The sequence below is a fragment of the Kamptonema animale CS-326 genome (genome assembly GCF_028330895.1).
In the GTDB taxonomy this organism is placed as follows: Bacteria; Cyanobacteriota; Cyanobacteriia; order Cyanobacteriales; family Microcoleaceae; genus Kamptonema; species Kamptonema formosum.
Window position 1 is genome coordinate 1 of record NZ_JAQMUA010000122.1, and the last position, 14615, is coordinate 14615.

General features: G+C 43.9%; 8 protein-coding genes. 3 read left to right on the plus strand and 5 right to left on the minus strand.

Annotated elements, in window-relative coordinates; translation table 11 throughout:
• Nucleotides 1–32 precede the first annotated feature (32 nt).
• A complete protein-coding gene (locus PN499_RS07160; RefSeq protein WP_272031015.1) occupies nucleotides 33–2270 on the minus strand; it encodes a single-stranded-DNA-specific exonuclease RecJ in 2238 nt (745 codons plus the stop codon).
• Nucleotides 2271–2483: 213 nt separating this feature from the next.
• Here PN499_RS07160 and PN499_RS07165 point away from each other — a divergent pair, with 213 nt between their 5' ends.
• Nucleotides 2484–3392, plus strand: coding sequence for a bestrophin family protein (locus PN499_RS07165; protein ID WP_272031016.1), 909 nt, complete (start codon nucleotides 2484–2486; stop codon nucleotides 3390–3392).
• 483 nt (nucleotides 3393–3875) lie between these two features.
• The gene (locus PN499_RS07170; protein ID WP_272031017.1) at nucleotides 3876–5873 is read left to right on the plus strand and encodes a histidine phosphatase family protein; all 1998 of its coding nucleotides are present in this window, start codon (nucleotides 3876–3878) and stop codon (nucleotides 5871–5873) included.
• Between the two features lie 56 nt (nucleotides 5874–5929).
• On the opposite strand, the gene lnt is transcribed toward PN499_RS07170, so the two are convergent.
• Nucleotides 5930–7582, minus strand: a complete 1653-nt coding sequence (lnt, locus tag PN499_RS07175) for an apolipoprotein N-acyltransferase (protein ID WP_272031018.1) — start codon at nucleotides 7580–7582, stop codon at nucleotides 5930–5932.
• Nucleotides 7583–7666: 84 nt separating this feature from the next.
• The gene (gene gyrA, locus PN499_RS07180; protein WP_272031019.1) at nucleotides 7667–10348 is read right to left on the minus strand and encodes a DNA topoisomerase (ATP-hydrolyzing) subunit A; all 2682 of its coding nucleotides are present in this window, start codon (nucleotides 10346–10348) and stop codon (nucleotides 7667–7669) included.
• A 181-nt stretch (nucleotides 10349–10529) separates the two neighbouring features.
• Between gyrA and PN499_RS07185 the strand changes: the two genes are divergently transcribed.
• Nucleotides 10530–11102, plus strand: coding sequence for a GNAT family N-acetyltransferase (locus tag PN499_RS07185; RefSeq protein WP_272031021.1), 573 nt, complete (start codon nucleotides 10530–10532; stop codon nucleotides 11100–11102).
• Nucleotides 11103–11122: 20 nt separating this feature from the next.
• Here PN499_RS07185 and PN499_RS07190 read toward each other — a convergent pair whose 3' ends face one another.
• Both PN499_RS07190 and PN499_RS07195 read right to left on the minus strand, forming a co-directional pair.
• On the minus strand, nucleotides 11123–12418 hold the full coding sequence (locus PN499_RS07190) for a chloride channel protein (RefSeq protein WP_272031022.1): 1296 nt from the start codon (nucleotides 12416–12418) through the stop codon (nucleotides 11123–11125).
• 420 nt (nucleotides 12419–12838) lie between these two features.
• On the minus strand, nucleotides 12839–14272 hold the full coding sequence (locus PN499_RS07195; RefSeq protein ID WP_272031024.1) for a uracil-xanthine permease family protein: 1434 nt from the start codon (nucleotides 14270–14272) through the stop codon (nucleotides 12839–12841).
• Nucleotides 14273–14615: the final 343 nt, after the last annotated feature.

Consider the following 14615-nt stretch of genomic DNA (forward strand, 5'->3'; position numbering starts at 1 on the left):
CTTCTGCCTTCTGCCCTCTTCCTTCTTCCTTCTTAATTAACTTTTTCTTTTGCAAGCTCTAAAGCACTGAGAGCCGCTTTAATTAAATTGTAGAAAAAGGGTTGAGAGACATCAACAGCGATCGCATCTTCTCGCCTTGTTCCCAGAAGTCCTGTTTTTTCACCTTGTTTAACTGCTAGAACTTGCCCTTGAGCATTCCTAATTCTTAATTCTTTGACATTTTCAATTTGGGAGAGGCTACAGGTGTATTTGCGATCGCTATAATAAAACTCTGCTTTCTCCAGGGCCTTCTCCTGGGCTTTTTTCTGGGGCGATGGAGGTAAACTTGCGGTATCTGTGGGTAGCCGCACTCCCACCAACTCTAGCTCAACTGTGGTATTGCCATTATATGTATTTTCTCGCAAATGATAGGCAATATCCACTCGCGGCGGCAGAGGGAAATATTCTCGCCACCGCCATGCGATCGCCTTCAGATTTGGGATAGACTTTACATCTTGGCTGAAAGTTACTTTAATATGCGCTTTCTCTTTGCCAACAGTTGCTTGTTCGATGATTCGCACATTCGGTGTCCAAAATACGGGAGCCTTATTTTCAATCCCGCAAGGTTGCAGCGCATCAATTTGGCGGTAAAGGTCGAGATTAATTTCTGCAAAATCAGCTTGAGCATCAATAGAAACTAGCGGTTTGAGGTGTTGTAGCTCTAAAGATTTACGAGCAAAAACACCTAACTGCGTGCGAAACTCTTCTAGATTTGCCCCTGGCATAGAAAAGCCCCCAGCCGCTTTGTGTCCCCCATATTTTCCTAACAAGCGATCGCAGAATTGTAAAGCCTCAAATACGTGAAACTCAGGAATCCCTCGTGCCGAACCCCGAATCTTTTTACCAACAGATTTAATCGAGAAATTATCTATCCTATCGCTTAAATCTTCGCCATTAATAGACAGCTCATCCGGTGCTAAACTTTCCGCATTTTCCTCTTCTTCATCCTCATAAGTACCAATAAATACAGGTACGCCGTAGCGTTCCACCAACCGCGAGGCAACGATACCAATTACGCCGTGATGCCATCCTGGTTGCACGACAACTAAAACCCGTTCCTGCTGTAAATCCACCTGAGTTTCTTCACAATACGCGATCGCTTCCGCTTCAATTTCTTGACATAACTCCTGTCTCCGCTGATTAATTTCCTCGCATTGCTTCGCCCTTTCTAAGGCTAAATCCCGATCGTCAGTTGTTAACAATTCAATAACAATTTGAGGGTCAGAAATGCGACCGATCGCATTAATCCGAGGGCCGAGGCGAAAGCCAATATCCTCCGGCTTGAGAGAATTTTTAGATTCCTTAATTGCACTCGCAGCGCTTGGAGATTTTGAGTTCTGAGTAGAGAGGAGATCCCCCTCTCGTTTATTTTCACGTACTAATCCCGACACTTCAATTAATGCCTGCACTCCTACTAATTGCGAATGAGGCAGCAGCCTTAATCCTCGTTTTACCCAACGGCGATTCACACCAATTAAAGGAGCTAAATCTGCAATTGTCCCCAATGTAAAAAGCTCCAACATTGGATTTACTAAACCCTGCATTTTATCCATCCGCTGCGCTAGAGAAATCGCCAAAATATAGGCAACACCAACTCCCGCCACGCCACGATAAGGCGAAGATTCGGAAATTAATTTCGGATTGAGAATAGCATTTGCTGGCGGCAGTTGCGGTGGGATATCGTGGTGATCGGTAATAATCACATTTAATCCCAATTCTCGCGCTCTCGCAATCGGTTGATAGGCAGCAATACCATTATCTACAGTTAGAATCAGGCTCACACCTTCGCTCTTGAATTCCTCAACAATGCGCTCGTTAATGCCATAACCTTCGTGCATTCGGCTAGGAATAGCATAATCAACCTTCGCACCCAAAGTTTTGAGACTTCGTAACAAAAGTGCCGTACTCGTCATGCCATCAGCATCATAGTCACCGCAAATAGCAATTTTTTCACCTTGAGAAATTGCTTGATGCAATAACTCCACACTCATCGCTAAGTCGGGAAAATCCTGCATTGGCGGTGGCAAAACTTCCAATTCGGGCTCTAAGAATGCTTGCACCCCTTGTGCAGATTCAATCCCTCGATTAATGAGTACCTGTGCTAGCAACGGTGACAAGCCAATTTCTTGGGCCAAATTTTCGGCTTGTTGTGCCTGCGATGGGTAGATTTGCCACCGCTGATTAGGCAAAGTGCGATCGCGCGGAGACTGAGGAGTTGAGTGCTGTTGCACGGAAGCTTTTATTTAAAGATACTTAAACTATATTACCTAACTAAGTGCTTCGATCAAACCACAAACAAGATAAATTTTCAGCTAAAATCCCAATTTATTGGTACACATACTTAGGGGAATACTCTGACGACAGCTAAAAAAACCAGAAAAGTATTGCCGGAGAGTAGCCGCTAGCCGATTCTGTCTGAATATTAAGCAAAAAGGAGATAGTGCATGAAGACTGAAAGACGACCCTGGTTTCAAACTGCCTTTAAGTTACGCGGATCTGTCATTCCTAAGATTTTGCCCCGCGTTCTTATCTGTGGCGGATTTGGGGGTTTTATTTCGTTTCTACATTTTTTTGACTTTCCCGTATCTTGGCCTATTTTATCAAGTATTGTACCGAGTATCGTCCTTGGTTTATTATTAGTTTTCCGAACAAACACAGCTTACGAGAGATTTTGGGAAGGTCGGAAATTTTGGGGTAATTTAATCAATACCGTTCGGAATCTATCTCGTCAAATCTGGGTGGCAGTTAAGGAAAATGAACCCGATGATTTTATTGAAAAAAAGTCAGCAATTCTTCTCTTACCTGCCTTTGCAGTGGCAATGAAACTGCATCTAAGGCTAGAGCCTGTAAACAGCGAACTAGAGCAGTTAATGTCTACCTCACAGTATCAAAAACTCAAGTCTATGAACAATCCCCCTCTAGAAATTGCTTTCTGGATTTCTGATTATCTGCATAAGCAATATAGCCAAAATTGCATTGATGTTTATCAACTAACAGCCATGCAGAAGTTAGTAAACAATCTAGTTGATACTTTAGGCGGGTGCGAACGGATTTTGAAGACACCTATACCTTTAGCTTATGCAATTCACCTCAAGCAGTTATTGTTAATTTATTGTTTTGCATTACCATTTCAACTGGTTCAGGATTTGAGTTGGGGAACTGGTTTAGTAGTAGCTTTGATTAGTTTTACCTTATTTGGCATAGAAGAAATTGGCATTGAGATCGAAAATCCTTTTGGTCACGATGCTAATGATTTACCTTTAGATAATATTTGTGCTACGATGCAGCGCAATATTGATGATTTACTTTCTCTGCCCCCCAGTGTTCGCTGCGGTGATATTTCACATAAATAAGTAAAAGTAATAAAGCTTTGGCGTGCAGTTTGACAAGTATTCGACCGATCGCGGTTCGACTGAACTTGTCGAACATCCGAAGTCTAACCGTCCCCAGCAGCCGAAAAGAAGAATGCTTATAGCAAGTTTGTTAATCATTTCTATTTTACATTTAATTAAGTAAATTCACTTAAAATTTTAGCTCTTAGTTTATATTGACAATTTTTTAAATTAAGTATATAGTTATTCTCAGCCTTTTTGGATTTAAGATGCAATCCTCTCAAAGAGAATCATACTCCGACTATCGTTTCTAAGTTGCGGAGTAATACCCACAGCAATCCCGAATTTTTTACCTCTCGGAACAAGTAGTCTCCTTCTTCATATTTGTGAACAAGTATTCTCCTTCTTCATACTTCGCTAATCCATTAACTAGAACACAATTTTGTTTTCTGTTATGTAGATTTGGGATTTAGCGTCAACCTCAACATCTTTAGTGTGAAAGTTATGGAAATCACAAATAACGATACGGCTACTGCATCACCATCTGAGCCCGAAAAGCTTCCCTTGTATGGAGAAGCCTACTTTATTCGGCACGGCGAAAGTACCAGTAACGAGCGCAACATTTTTGCAGGAATACTAGATGTTGGACTTACAGCATTTGGCAAGCTACAAGCACGTCGAGCAGGTCTTGATATTAAGAAAAAAGGTGTCAAATTTGACGCAGTATATGTCTCCCACATGAGGCGTGCGCGGCAAACTTGTGAAATCGCCCTAGCTGAAAGTCAGGCTTTGAAATCTGCCGATACTCCTGTTCAGATCGATCACCGCATTAGCGAACGCTCTTTTGGTATTTTTGCCGGTCGTAACCTCAACTTACTTCGTCTTTCTCTTGGCTATGAAGGCTTCGAGGAAATGTTACATTCACACAACGAAGCACCTCCAACTGGCGAAAAAATTTCACAAATTTATGTCCGTGCTAGCAGTTTCTATAAAGAGCGAGTTGTACCGCACTTAGAACGAGGTGAAACTGTTCTAGTTGTCTGCCATCAATATGTACTAGAACCTCTAGCACTTTATTTAAGTGACTTGCCACCAACTGCTTATCACAGCTTAAAACTTCCTAATGGCAAAGCTTTAAGTCGAGATGAACTTGTCAAGTTTCGCGACAAAGAATCTGGCGGTGCGGCTGCTTTACGTAAAAAGGTCAACGATCTTTCAATCATGTGGGCAATTGTGTTATACGCCGTTGCATTTTTACTTGGCAGTTTGCTAAGGGTAGTCAGCACTTCCCCCCAAGGAATTCCATCAGAGCTATTTAAAGCCATAATTATTGTCTGTCTGGCAATGTCCACATTTTATACCTACCTAGACATCGACTTTGCAGGGAGCAAACGCAAAGTAACTCCAACTGTCAAATATGTAGTCTATGGGTGGATGTTGCTGCGATGGGTAGTTGGCCTCGCCTTAATATTTTCTGGAGTTTTGTACCAAAGCCCCGCCGATCTTTACAAAGTTTTATGGGTGCTTTTCTGGATGGTACCACCAGCCCTTACTTCCCCGGTTTTATCGATACTTTGGGGTGGGAATCTTTATCCATCGGCTGTCTTATCAAGAACATTATCGATAGTTGCTCCGATTGCGCTGATTGCTACACTAGCGATCGCAGGTTCCCAATTACCCATTAACCTTTCCAGTTTAAACTTTTTCTTTGTAATTCTAGCTCTAGGTCTAGCAATACCGGGAGCCGCCGCCCAAATTTGGCGTTCTAAATCGCCTGTTGACTCCAATCGGCACAGTAAAGAATGGAAATTTATCGGAGTTCTGGCTGTTGCTTTTATGGCCTTAGCAACAGGTTTTCAATTTGCTCCTGCAACATTTATTTCTGACCTCTTTTCCCCAATTGACCCGAACCGAGCGCTAGCTGGTTTTCAGCAGCTTGCATTTGCGGCATTAGTCTTTATCTTCATGCGTCTATGCGCTGCATTAACTTTAGTATTGTCACGTGGCAAGCTGAGTAAAGCCGAAGCTCAAGATGCTTATATCTTGCTTGTTAACCCTAATTTTTTCCTTTGGGCCGCTCTTTTTGCTGGAGTTAGTACAGCTACAAATTTAGACTCGCTGAATTATGCAATTTACTGGGCTGCACTAGGGTTCTTCTGCATCCCTTTCATCGAGCAGACATTTTTTATGAATGCCTTTAGTAGTGACTTATTGAGAGAAACATTGCGTTCCTCGAAAGTAGGAACAGAAGATGTCAAAAAGCTTTTCCATCAATTGGATATCGATGGCAGTAAAACCCTCGATAAACCAGAGATTATGGAGCTTTTAGGCCTAGTAGAAGATTTGACCACAGGCGAACGTAGCTCTGAAGAAATGAGGGGATACATCACTGATTATCTTTTCAACATTCTTGACTCAGATAAGAATGGTACGGTCGATCTAAAAGAGTTGGAAGACTACGTATCAACTTATGGGTTAGTTGTCAATCTTAACGTTGAATAGGAAAAATTCAGACCCTTGACTCAGTTGTTTTTCCAAAGAGGATTAGATAATATCTATTACCCTCTTTGGAAAACTTTCGCTATTACACCCAATACTAATAATAAAGGTGTTAACCAATCCCCCCATCGTACATACAAAGTCTGAGTTTTACGCCGATAAATATTACCAGCCTGGACTTCATAAGTATTCACACCAGATATCCATAACGTCTCGCCATGAGGATTAACAAAAGCAGAATAACCTGTATTAGTTGCTCTTACCACCCACCTATCAGTTTCAATTCCTCTCATCAAATCTTGAGCATGATGTTGAGCCATCATAGATGAATTATAATGAGCATCATTAGAAGCAGTTAGGATAAATTCACCTCCCATCGCCGCCTGACGGCGGAAATGTTCAGTAAAAGCTGAGTCATAGCAAATACCGACAATCGCTCTACCAAAAGGTGTATCAAATAATTGGTTAGATTTACCAGCTACTAAATGGGAATCTAAAGGAGAAAGCCGATTGATAATACTGCCAATAAATTGTTCAAAGGGAATATATTCTCCCAATGGTACTAGCTTAGTTTTATCATAGCGGCTGACTATTTCACCATTACCGTTGATAGTAAACAAGCTATTTGTAATGCTATCTTCCTGTTGTCCAAATCCCCCTACCCAAGCAACAACTTTTTGAGCGAGAATAGCTTGATATAAAGAAAGGTAAAAACGTTGATTAGGGTTAGTCCAAACAAACGGTAAAGCTGTCTCCGGGATTAATACAGCATCTACGCCTTGGTTAGCTAAGTTTTTATATCCTGTAGTGTAGCCTTCCAAGCTGCGAATCCATCCTTCTGAATTAAACTTAATTTCATTGGGTATATTGCCCTGAATAATTCCTATTTTTAACTCTGATTTTGCATCTTCAGTCAAAGGGTTACTATATAAACTAAAACCTACAATATGCAATATCAGGCAAAATATAACAGGTAAAAGATAAGAAATTAAATTTCCCCTTCTTCCTTCTTCCCTCTTCCTTCTTCCTTCACTCCAAGCTTCAGCAATTAAGCCATTAACTGCTACAATGGCGGCAGTTATAGCACTAGGCCCAGAAAGTTGACCGAGGTGTAAAATTGCTAAATTATGCGGGCTTTGAGTGTAAGAGAGAGATGTCCACCACAGGGAGCCTGAACTCCAAATATATTCTAAGATACACCACACAGCAGTACCAATTAAGACGCGAATTAAGCATGAAAATTGAGATTTCCTTCCCCCAGCTTCCTGTGCTAAAGGAGTTAAGTCAATAATTATAAATAGCCACGCCCAGATAGCAACTAATGCAGCTCCCCAGAGGGTGATAAATGCCCAACAAAACAGTGCAATCGCTAAACTTGGCCACCAAGGAACCCCCAGCCAAGTCATCGGGTGAATTCCCATTATCCAAGATAAAGCTAACCCATGATAACCAATTCCCCATAATGAAGGAAGAAGGAAGAAGGAAGAGGGAAGAAGGAAAAATTTTTGTTTTTTTTCTTCGGCTGTTGGCTTTTCATAACTAGCAATCATCACCCAAAGGGGAGCGAGTGCTAACCACGCCAAGGGCCAAGCACTTACAGGTGCAGTTGCTAATGCCATTAAAATACCGCTAATCAATGCAATTGCTAAGCGGTATTTTTTAATCGTATCAAACTGTAAATTAGGACTTTTTAGGTTATTGAATATCCACATCTAAATTTAATATTATTGCCTTGATAACTGCGCTCTCTGGGGGCGTTATAAGGTGGGCATTGCCCACCCTATAAACTGAAGAAATTACTCCATTTCCGCTGACTCTAATTCTGATTCTTCACCAGATACTGAGACTAAATCTACAGCCTCATCTGACTCTGATTCTTCACCAGATAGTGGCACTAAAGCTACAGCCACAATTGAATCATCCTCATCTAAACGCTGCACTCGCACACCCGTTGCATTCCGGGATTGGGTAGAAATTGCATTGACAGTCTGACGGATAATAATACCTCTGCTAGTAACGATCATCAACTCGTCATTTTCATTGACAATTCGCAACGCAGCTACATAATCTTTAGCCTTTTTCGACTTAAATTTAGTAGCTGTTAAACCCTTACCAGCACGTCTTTGCAACCGGAATTGAGTAACAGGAACGCGCTTGCCGTAACCATTAGTAGTAATTACCAGCGCCCAAGGGCCTTGACTGCTAGCAGTGGGGATTTCTTCAGCATCGCTGCCTTCAATTTCCTCCGCTTGTACTTCAATTTCCTGGGCAGATACTTCTAATTCCTCATCTTCCAATTCCGAATCTTCAGTTTCCAACTCCGCAATACTAGCAACAATTGAACTCGGTAAAATATCCATGCCAATTAGCTCATCGCCTGCGCGCAATTTCATGGACTTTACCCCCCGCGTTGCTCGACCAACTGGGCGCAATTGTTCGTGATTAGTTCGGAAATGAATTGTCATTCCTTGGCGCGAACCGATAATAATACTATCGTCAACTCTTGCTAGCCGCACCCAGCGTAATTGGTCGCCTTCTTCCAGAGAAATAGCGATTAACCCGTTAGCACGGATGTTACTAAAAGCAGATAAGACAGTCTTCTTAATAAAGCCGCTGCGAGTTAGCATTACTAAGTATTCTTCATTGCTAAATTCCGTCACCGATACAATAGAAGTGATTTTTTCTTCAATCGGAATAGGCAGCAATTGTACAATCGGAGTCCCCCGCGCCGTGCGAGAACTGACGGGTATTTGATAACTTCTGAGACAGTAAACAACGCCTCTATCACTAAAGAATAAGACGCTATCGTGATCGCAGCAGGAGAGGAAATGTTCAACGCCATCATCCTCTTTCATTTTCGTGCCAGCTTTGCCGCGAGTAGCGCGACTTTGAGCCTCAAAAGTGCTGACTGGCATTCGCTTAATGTAGCCTTGTTCTGTCAGCAAGATGATGGCTTGTTCGTTGGCAATTAAATCGGTTTCGTCGATTTCTCCTTCGGCGTGTTCGATGATAGTTCGGCGCGGCGAGGCAAACTTCAGTTTGATTTCAGCGACTTCTGTTTGGATGATTTCCAGAATCCGCTCCCGCTTTGCCAAAATATCTAGTAAGTCGGCAATTTTTTCCAGTAACTCTTCGTGTTCTTGAGTAATTTTCTGCGCTTCCAAGGCTGTCAACCGTCGGAGCTGCATTTGCAAAATTGCATCGGATTGTACCTCTGACAAACCGTAAGTATCTATCAATTCCTGTTTCGCTGTTGCCGTATCAGCAGCACTGCGAATTAGGTGAATAATAGCATCCAAATTGTCGAGGGCAATCAATAAACCTTGGAGTAAATGATCGCGTTCTTCAGCTTTCCGCAGTTCGTATTGAGTCCGCCGCGTAATTGTCTCAATCCGAAAATCTAAGAAGACGCTGAGAAACTGCTTGAGCGAAAGTAATTGAGGTTCCCCATTGACTAGCGCGAGCATATTTGCCCCGAAGTTGGCTTGTAGGGGAGTTTGTTTGTAAAGATTATTGAGAACAACGCGAGGATAAGCATCTCGTTTGAGTTCGATCACAATCCGCATACCATCGCGATCGCTCTCATCTCTAATATCAGAAATCCCCTCCAGCCGCTTCTCATTCACCATTTCTGCAATCTTTTCAATCAGCGCCGCCTTATTAGTTTGGTATGGCAACTCTGTGATAATAATTGCTTCTTTGTCTGGTCTACCTGGATGTTCAATAGTTTCGATCGCAGCTACGCCGCGCATCGTAATCGAACCCCTACCAGTAGTGTAAGCTTCCCGGATGCTGGCTTTCCCTAAAATCTGCGCCCCCGTTGGAAAATCCGGGCCGGGAATGTACTGCATCAGCTCAATATCGGTAATTTCTGGATTGGCAATTAACGCCATTAAACCTTCAATTACTTCTCCCAAATTGTGAGGAGGAATATTCGTCGCCATTCCCACAGCGATCCCCGAAGAACCATTAACCAAAATTTGGGGGATGCGCGATGGTAAAACCAGCGGTTCCTGCTGCGAACCATCGAAATTATCGCCAAAATCGACGGTTTCCGAGTCGATATCGCGCAGCATCGCGTCGCTAGTCAGCGGTGTTAAGCGACACTCTGTGTAACGCATCGCCGCTGGCGGGTCATTATCCACCGAGCCAAAATTGCCGTGCCCGTCAATCAGAGGTTGGCGCATGGAGAAATCCTGAGCCATCCGCACTAAAGCGTCGTACACCGCTGTATCCCCGTGCGGGTGATATTTGCCCAGCACCTCCCCCACAACGCGGGCGCATTTGCGGAAAGGTCGATCGGGAGTCAAGCCTAGTTCGTTCATAGCATAGAGAATGCGGCGGTGAACAGGCTTAAGACCGTCCCTGGCATCTGGTAGAGCCCGGCCTACAATTACGCTCATGGCGTATTCTAGGTAAGACCGGGACATCTCATTCCGCAGATCCGTCGGGATAATCCGCGACTCAGAGGTGCTCATACGATGAAATACTCCATAAAATTCTGAATTTGGCAGCTAGAAACCAGGAAGATACGTTAAAATCGGTTTATCTTCGGTTGAGTTGCCAAATATTGCGAGTTACGCCTAAAATTATAGCACAATATGACCATTTTTAGCCGCTACGTGCAACCATAAATCAAACATTTAATTGGGAGCCACCGTGAAGGTTTTTCTGGACACAGAACGTTTGATTCTCCGTTACTTTACTGAGGGGGATTTAGATAACTTATATGAGTTGGACAGCGACCCCGAAGTGATGCGGTATATTAATGGGGGACAGGCTAGCGATCGCGAACAGATTCGCTCTCAAATTCTGCCAGGATTTCTCAAATATTATGATGACTATCAAGGCTATGGATATTGGGCAGTAGAGGAAAAATTGAGCGGTGAATTTATTGGCTGGTTTCATTTTCGCCCGCCTTTAGATGGTGGGGAAGATATAGAGCTGGGATATCGCTTAAAAAGAGCATTCTGGGGTAAAGGCTATGCAACGGAAGGTGCGATCGCACTGATTCATAAAGGATTTACTGAATTGGGCACAGAGCGGGTTTTTGCTAAGGCTTTGGCGGTTAACTCTGGATCGATTCGCGTCATGGAAAAAGCAGGCTTGAAATTTGATAAATCGTTTATTGAGATGAAGTTTCCCGGCAGCAATAAAGAGGCTGTCAGGTATGCTCTCGATCGGAAAGAATTCGACTCACAAGAAAGAAGAAGGAAGAAGGAAGATAACTAAATCCTTCTTCCCTCTAGTTACTATTCAACCACTGCTTTTGGCCCCGACTTAAGTTGAGAGGTAATCAAAGGCACTTTCGGAGAGAGAAAAAATCCCACTAAACTCGCAAATAAAATCGGCGTTAAAGGCGTAATATTTGCCAATTTTGCTAGTAGTAAAGTCGTACTGATCGGAGTTCTAGTTACTGCTGCATTCAGAGCCGCCATAGTACAAATCATGGCTAAAGCAGGATTTAAACCAGGTATAGACGTGGCCACTGCTTTGCCAATACAAGCGCCTGTGAAAAATAAAGGGATAATAAACCCGCCGCGCCACCCACCTGTAACTGTGACGCTAATTGCTGCCATTTTTGCTAATGCTAAAATCAACAGAAAATTAACAGAAAAGCTAGCAGTAACTACGGAGTCTAATTCTTCGTGACCAAAGTAACGAGTTAGTGGCAAAATCGCTGCGATCGCACCCAATATTAGCCCTGCAATAGTTGTCTGCACGTAAACTGGCCCAGGAATTCGGGCAAAGACGCGATCGCAACCTCTAAAAATAGCCATAAAAATCCAGCCCGCTACTGCTCCAATAATTCCGTAGAATACGGCTAAAGCAAAATCATCAATATTATTGAGGTGATACTGGGGAAAATGCCAAGTTGGGGCAATACCTAAACGGGTAATTCCTGCAAACACCAAATAGCTAGCGCAACTAGAAACAATGGCGGGTAACAAAGCCTCGTAATATTCCAAAACATACTCGTGGTGCAAAATCTCCAATGCAAACATCGCACCACCAAGAGGAGCTCCAAATAAAGCAGTAAAACCCGCCGCCATCGCCGCCAAACTCATCGATCTAACATTTTCGCCTTCGAGTTTGAGGCGATCGCCTACCCAAGTCCCAAAAGAACCAGTCACCTGTACCAGCGGCGCTTCCGGGCCCGCGCTACCACCAGCGGAAATACTCGCCAAAGAAGCCAGAATCATCGCAGGATTTTTGCGAATATCTAACCGTCCGCCGTGAAAGTGGATATTATCGACAATTACGGCAATTTCGCCTGGATTTCCTAGAAAATAGATCGCTAGACCAACGGCTAAACCTGCTAACGGCATGAGTACCAAAAGAGCGGGGCCTTGAAAGCCGTGCAAAGCTTGAATCATCAATTCCAAGACATTCCAGTAGAGCGCCGCGAATAAGCCGCAAATAGTACCAACGATCGCCCAGCGCAAAATCCACCGGGAAATCATCAAAGGGTTGCGCTTTAAAAGGCCAGACAACTGGAAGAGTAACCAGCGTTGAGTTTGATTGGGGGTGGGAAGTTTTCTCGGCACTGCTCGGTTCCTGATTGTAGTTTTGAAGCAAAAAATACAAAGTATTTTTGTTTTCTATGCTACAGCAACCGCTTTCGTCGTTTAGGGGTTAGAGGCGAGGGCGTGTTTTCTCGCCTCGTTGTAAGTAAATCCACCTAATTAAACATAAGATACCGATGGCTAAAAAGTTGGCTGTATAAGCGTTCTTCCTTCTTCCTTCTTCCCTCTTCCTTCTTCCTTCTACTTATCCTGAAAATAGCGATCGCCTACGGCAGTGCGCTCCGCGCAATCGCCAGCACTTAACGCTCATGAACCTTTATGTCCGACTACTTATCAACCGACTCAAGCAATGCAAGTCGGATCGCTGCCCGATATAAGAAGCTGGCTGCAAATTATACAGCCACGATCGCGATCGCCTGCGTTCTGGTTTGAAAACACGCCCTAGGCCGAGGGCTCTGTGTCAGGAGAAACCAAAGTCTCATTGTTAGGCAACAGCCAACTTAGAAGTATCGCAGTCAACCCCCCAGTGGAAATAGCAGAACCAAAAAGGTTGTTAAATAGTGGTGGCTTATTAGCAAAAATCTGAGGCATGAATACCACCCCTAAGCCTAAGCCTAGAGAAACAGCCACGATAATCATCGAGCGGCGATCCAATCCTGCCGAAGCAACAATTCCCAACCCAGCAACAGCGATCGAGCCGAACATCACCAGCGTCGCACCACCCAAGACAGGCTGGGGAATCGCTTGAAACACACCGCCCACAATCGGGAGCAAGCCTAGAATGGCAAAAATCCCGGCGACAAAGAAGCCGACATAACGACTACCGACTCCTGTCATTTGAATCACACCATTATTCTGGCTAAAGGTTGTGTTAGGGAAGGTATTGAGCACAGCAGCAATCAGCGAGTTGACTCCATCACCGAGCACTCCACCCTTAATGCGGCGGATGTAAAGCGCACCTTTAACAGGTTCCTTAGAAACAGCAGAGGTAGCAGTTAAGTCTCCAACCGTTTCAATCGCTGTCAGCACATACAACAGGATAAATGGGGCGAAGGCAGCAAAGTCAAAGCTCATGCCATAGCGAAACGGAATCGGCAAGCTAAAGGCGGGAAGCTTGCTTAAAGAACTAAAATCAACAATGCCCAGAAACAGCGAGATGATATAGCCAACCGCAAGTCCGATCGCGATCGCCCCCATCCGCAGATATCGATTTCTTGATAGCGTCAGTACCACAACTAACAGAAGTACCGTACCTCCGAGAGCGAGGTTCTGCCAACTTCCAAATGAGCCATCATTTTTTGCTAATGCAGCCGCTCCACCAGCCAAACTCGTAATTCCAGTCTTGATTAAGCCCAGCCCAATAATCATTACCACCGTACCAGAGACAACTGGCGTGATGATTTTATCCATCAAATGCAGAAATCGGCTGAGAATGATTTCGACAAAAGAGCCAAAGAAGCAAACGCCAAAAATTAATGCTAGCGCCTGCTCAGGTGTTTTACCTTCCTGTAATGCCACAGTGCCAACGCCTAAAATCGGCCCTAGAAAAGCGAAGCTCGTACCCTGAAGACTCAACAATCCCGATCCTACAGGCCCAATTTTCTTACATTGAATAAATGTACAGATCCCAGACGCAAACAGCGACATACTGATCAAATAGCTTGTATTCGCGGCATCTAATCCCAAACTGGCGCAAATAATTAATGGCGGAGTAATAATGCCAACGAAAGCAGCCAGAACGTGCTGAAATGCCACGAAAATTGCTTCTCCAACAGGTGGTTTGTCTGTTAAACCATAGAGTAGCTCTGATGGTCTGACAGACTTTTCTGTGGTCGGAATTTCCTCTAGGGCGAGATCGGTATTCGCTTCTATCATTTAATTTAAAGGTGAGGAACGATGGGTTGATATAGGGTATACAATCAAATGCGGATGTCAGATGTTGCTAACTAAGATACACAATGACTAAAGAGGGGCTAGGGATTAGGGGCTAGGGGAAAATGGGGAGGATGGGGGAGAGGGGAAGAGGGGACATAGAATCTAATGGTTTCAGCCATACGTGAGTGTCCTAACCGTCTTAGGGGTTGCTATTTTAATCAAAATTGTTAATTGTTAATTGTTAATACTCTCTCCTCCCTATCCTCCCCATCCTCCCCATCTCCCCATCCTCCCCATCCTCCCCATCCTCCCCATCCTCCCCATCTCCCCATCCTCCCCATCC

Coding starts and splice junctions, on each gene's coding strand:
- PN499_RS07165 (WP_272031016.1), top strand. CDS start 2,484: ATGAAGACTGAAAGACGACCCTGGTTTCAAACTGCCTTTAAGTTACGC.
- PN499_RS07170 (WP_272031017.1), top strand. CDS start 3,876: ATGGAAATCACAAATAACGATACGGCTACTGCATCACCATCTGAGCCC.
- lnt (WP_272031018.1), bottom strand. CDS start 7,582: ATGTGGATATTCAATAACCTAAAAAGTCCTAATTTACAGTTTGATACG.
- gyrA (WP_272031019.1), bottom strand. CDS start 10,348: ATGAGCACCTCTGAGTCGCGGATTATCCCGACGGATCTGCGGAATGAG.
- PN499_RS07195 (WP_272031024.1), bottom strand. CDS start 14,272: ATGATAGAAGCGAATACCGATCTCGCCCTAGAGGAAATTCCGACCACA.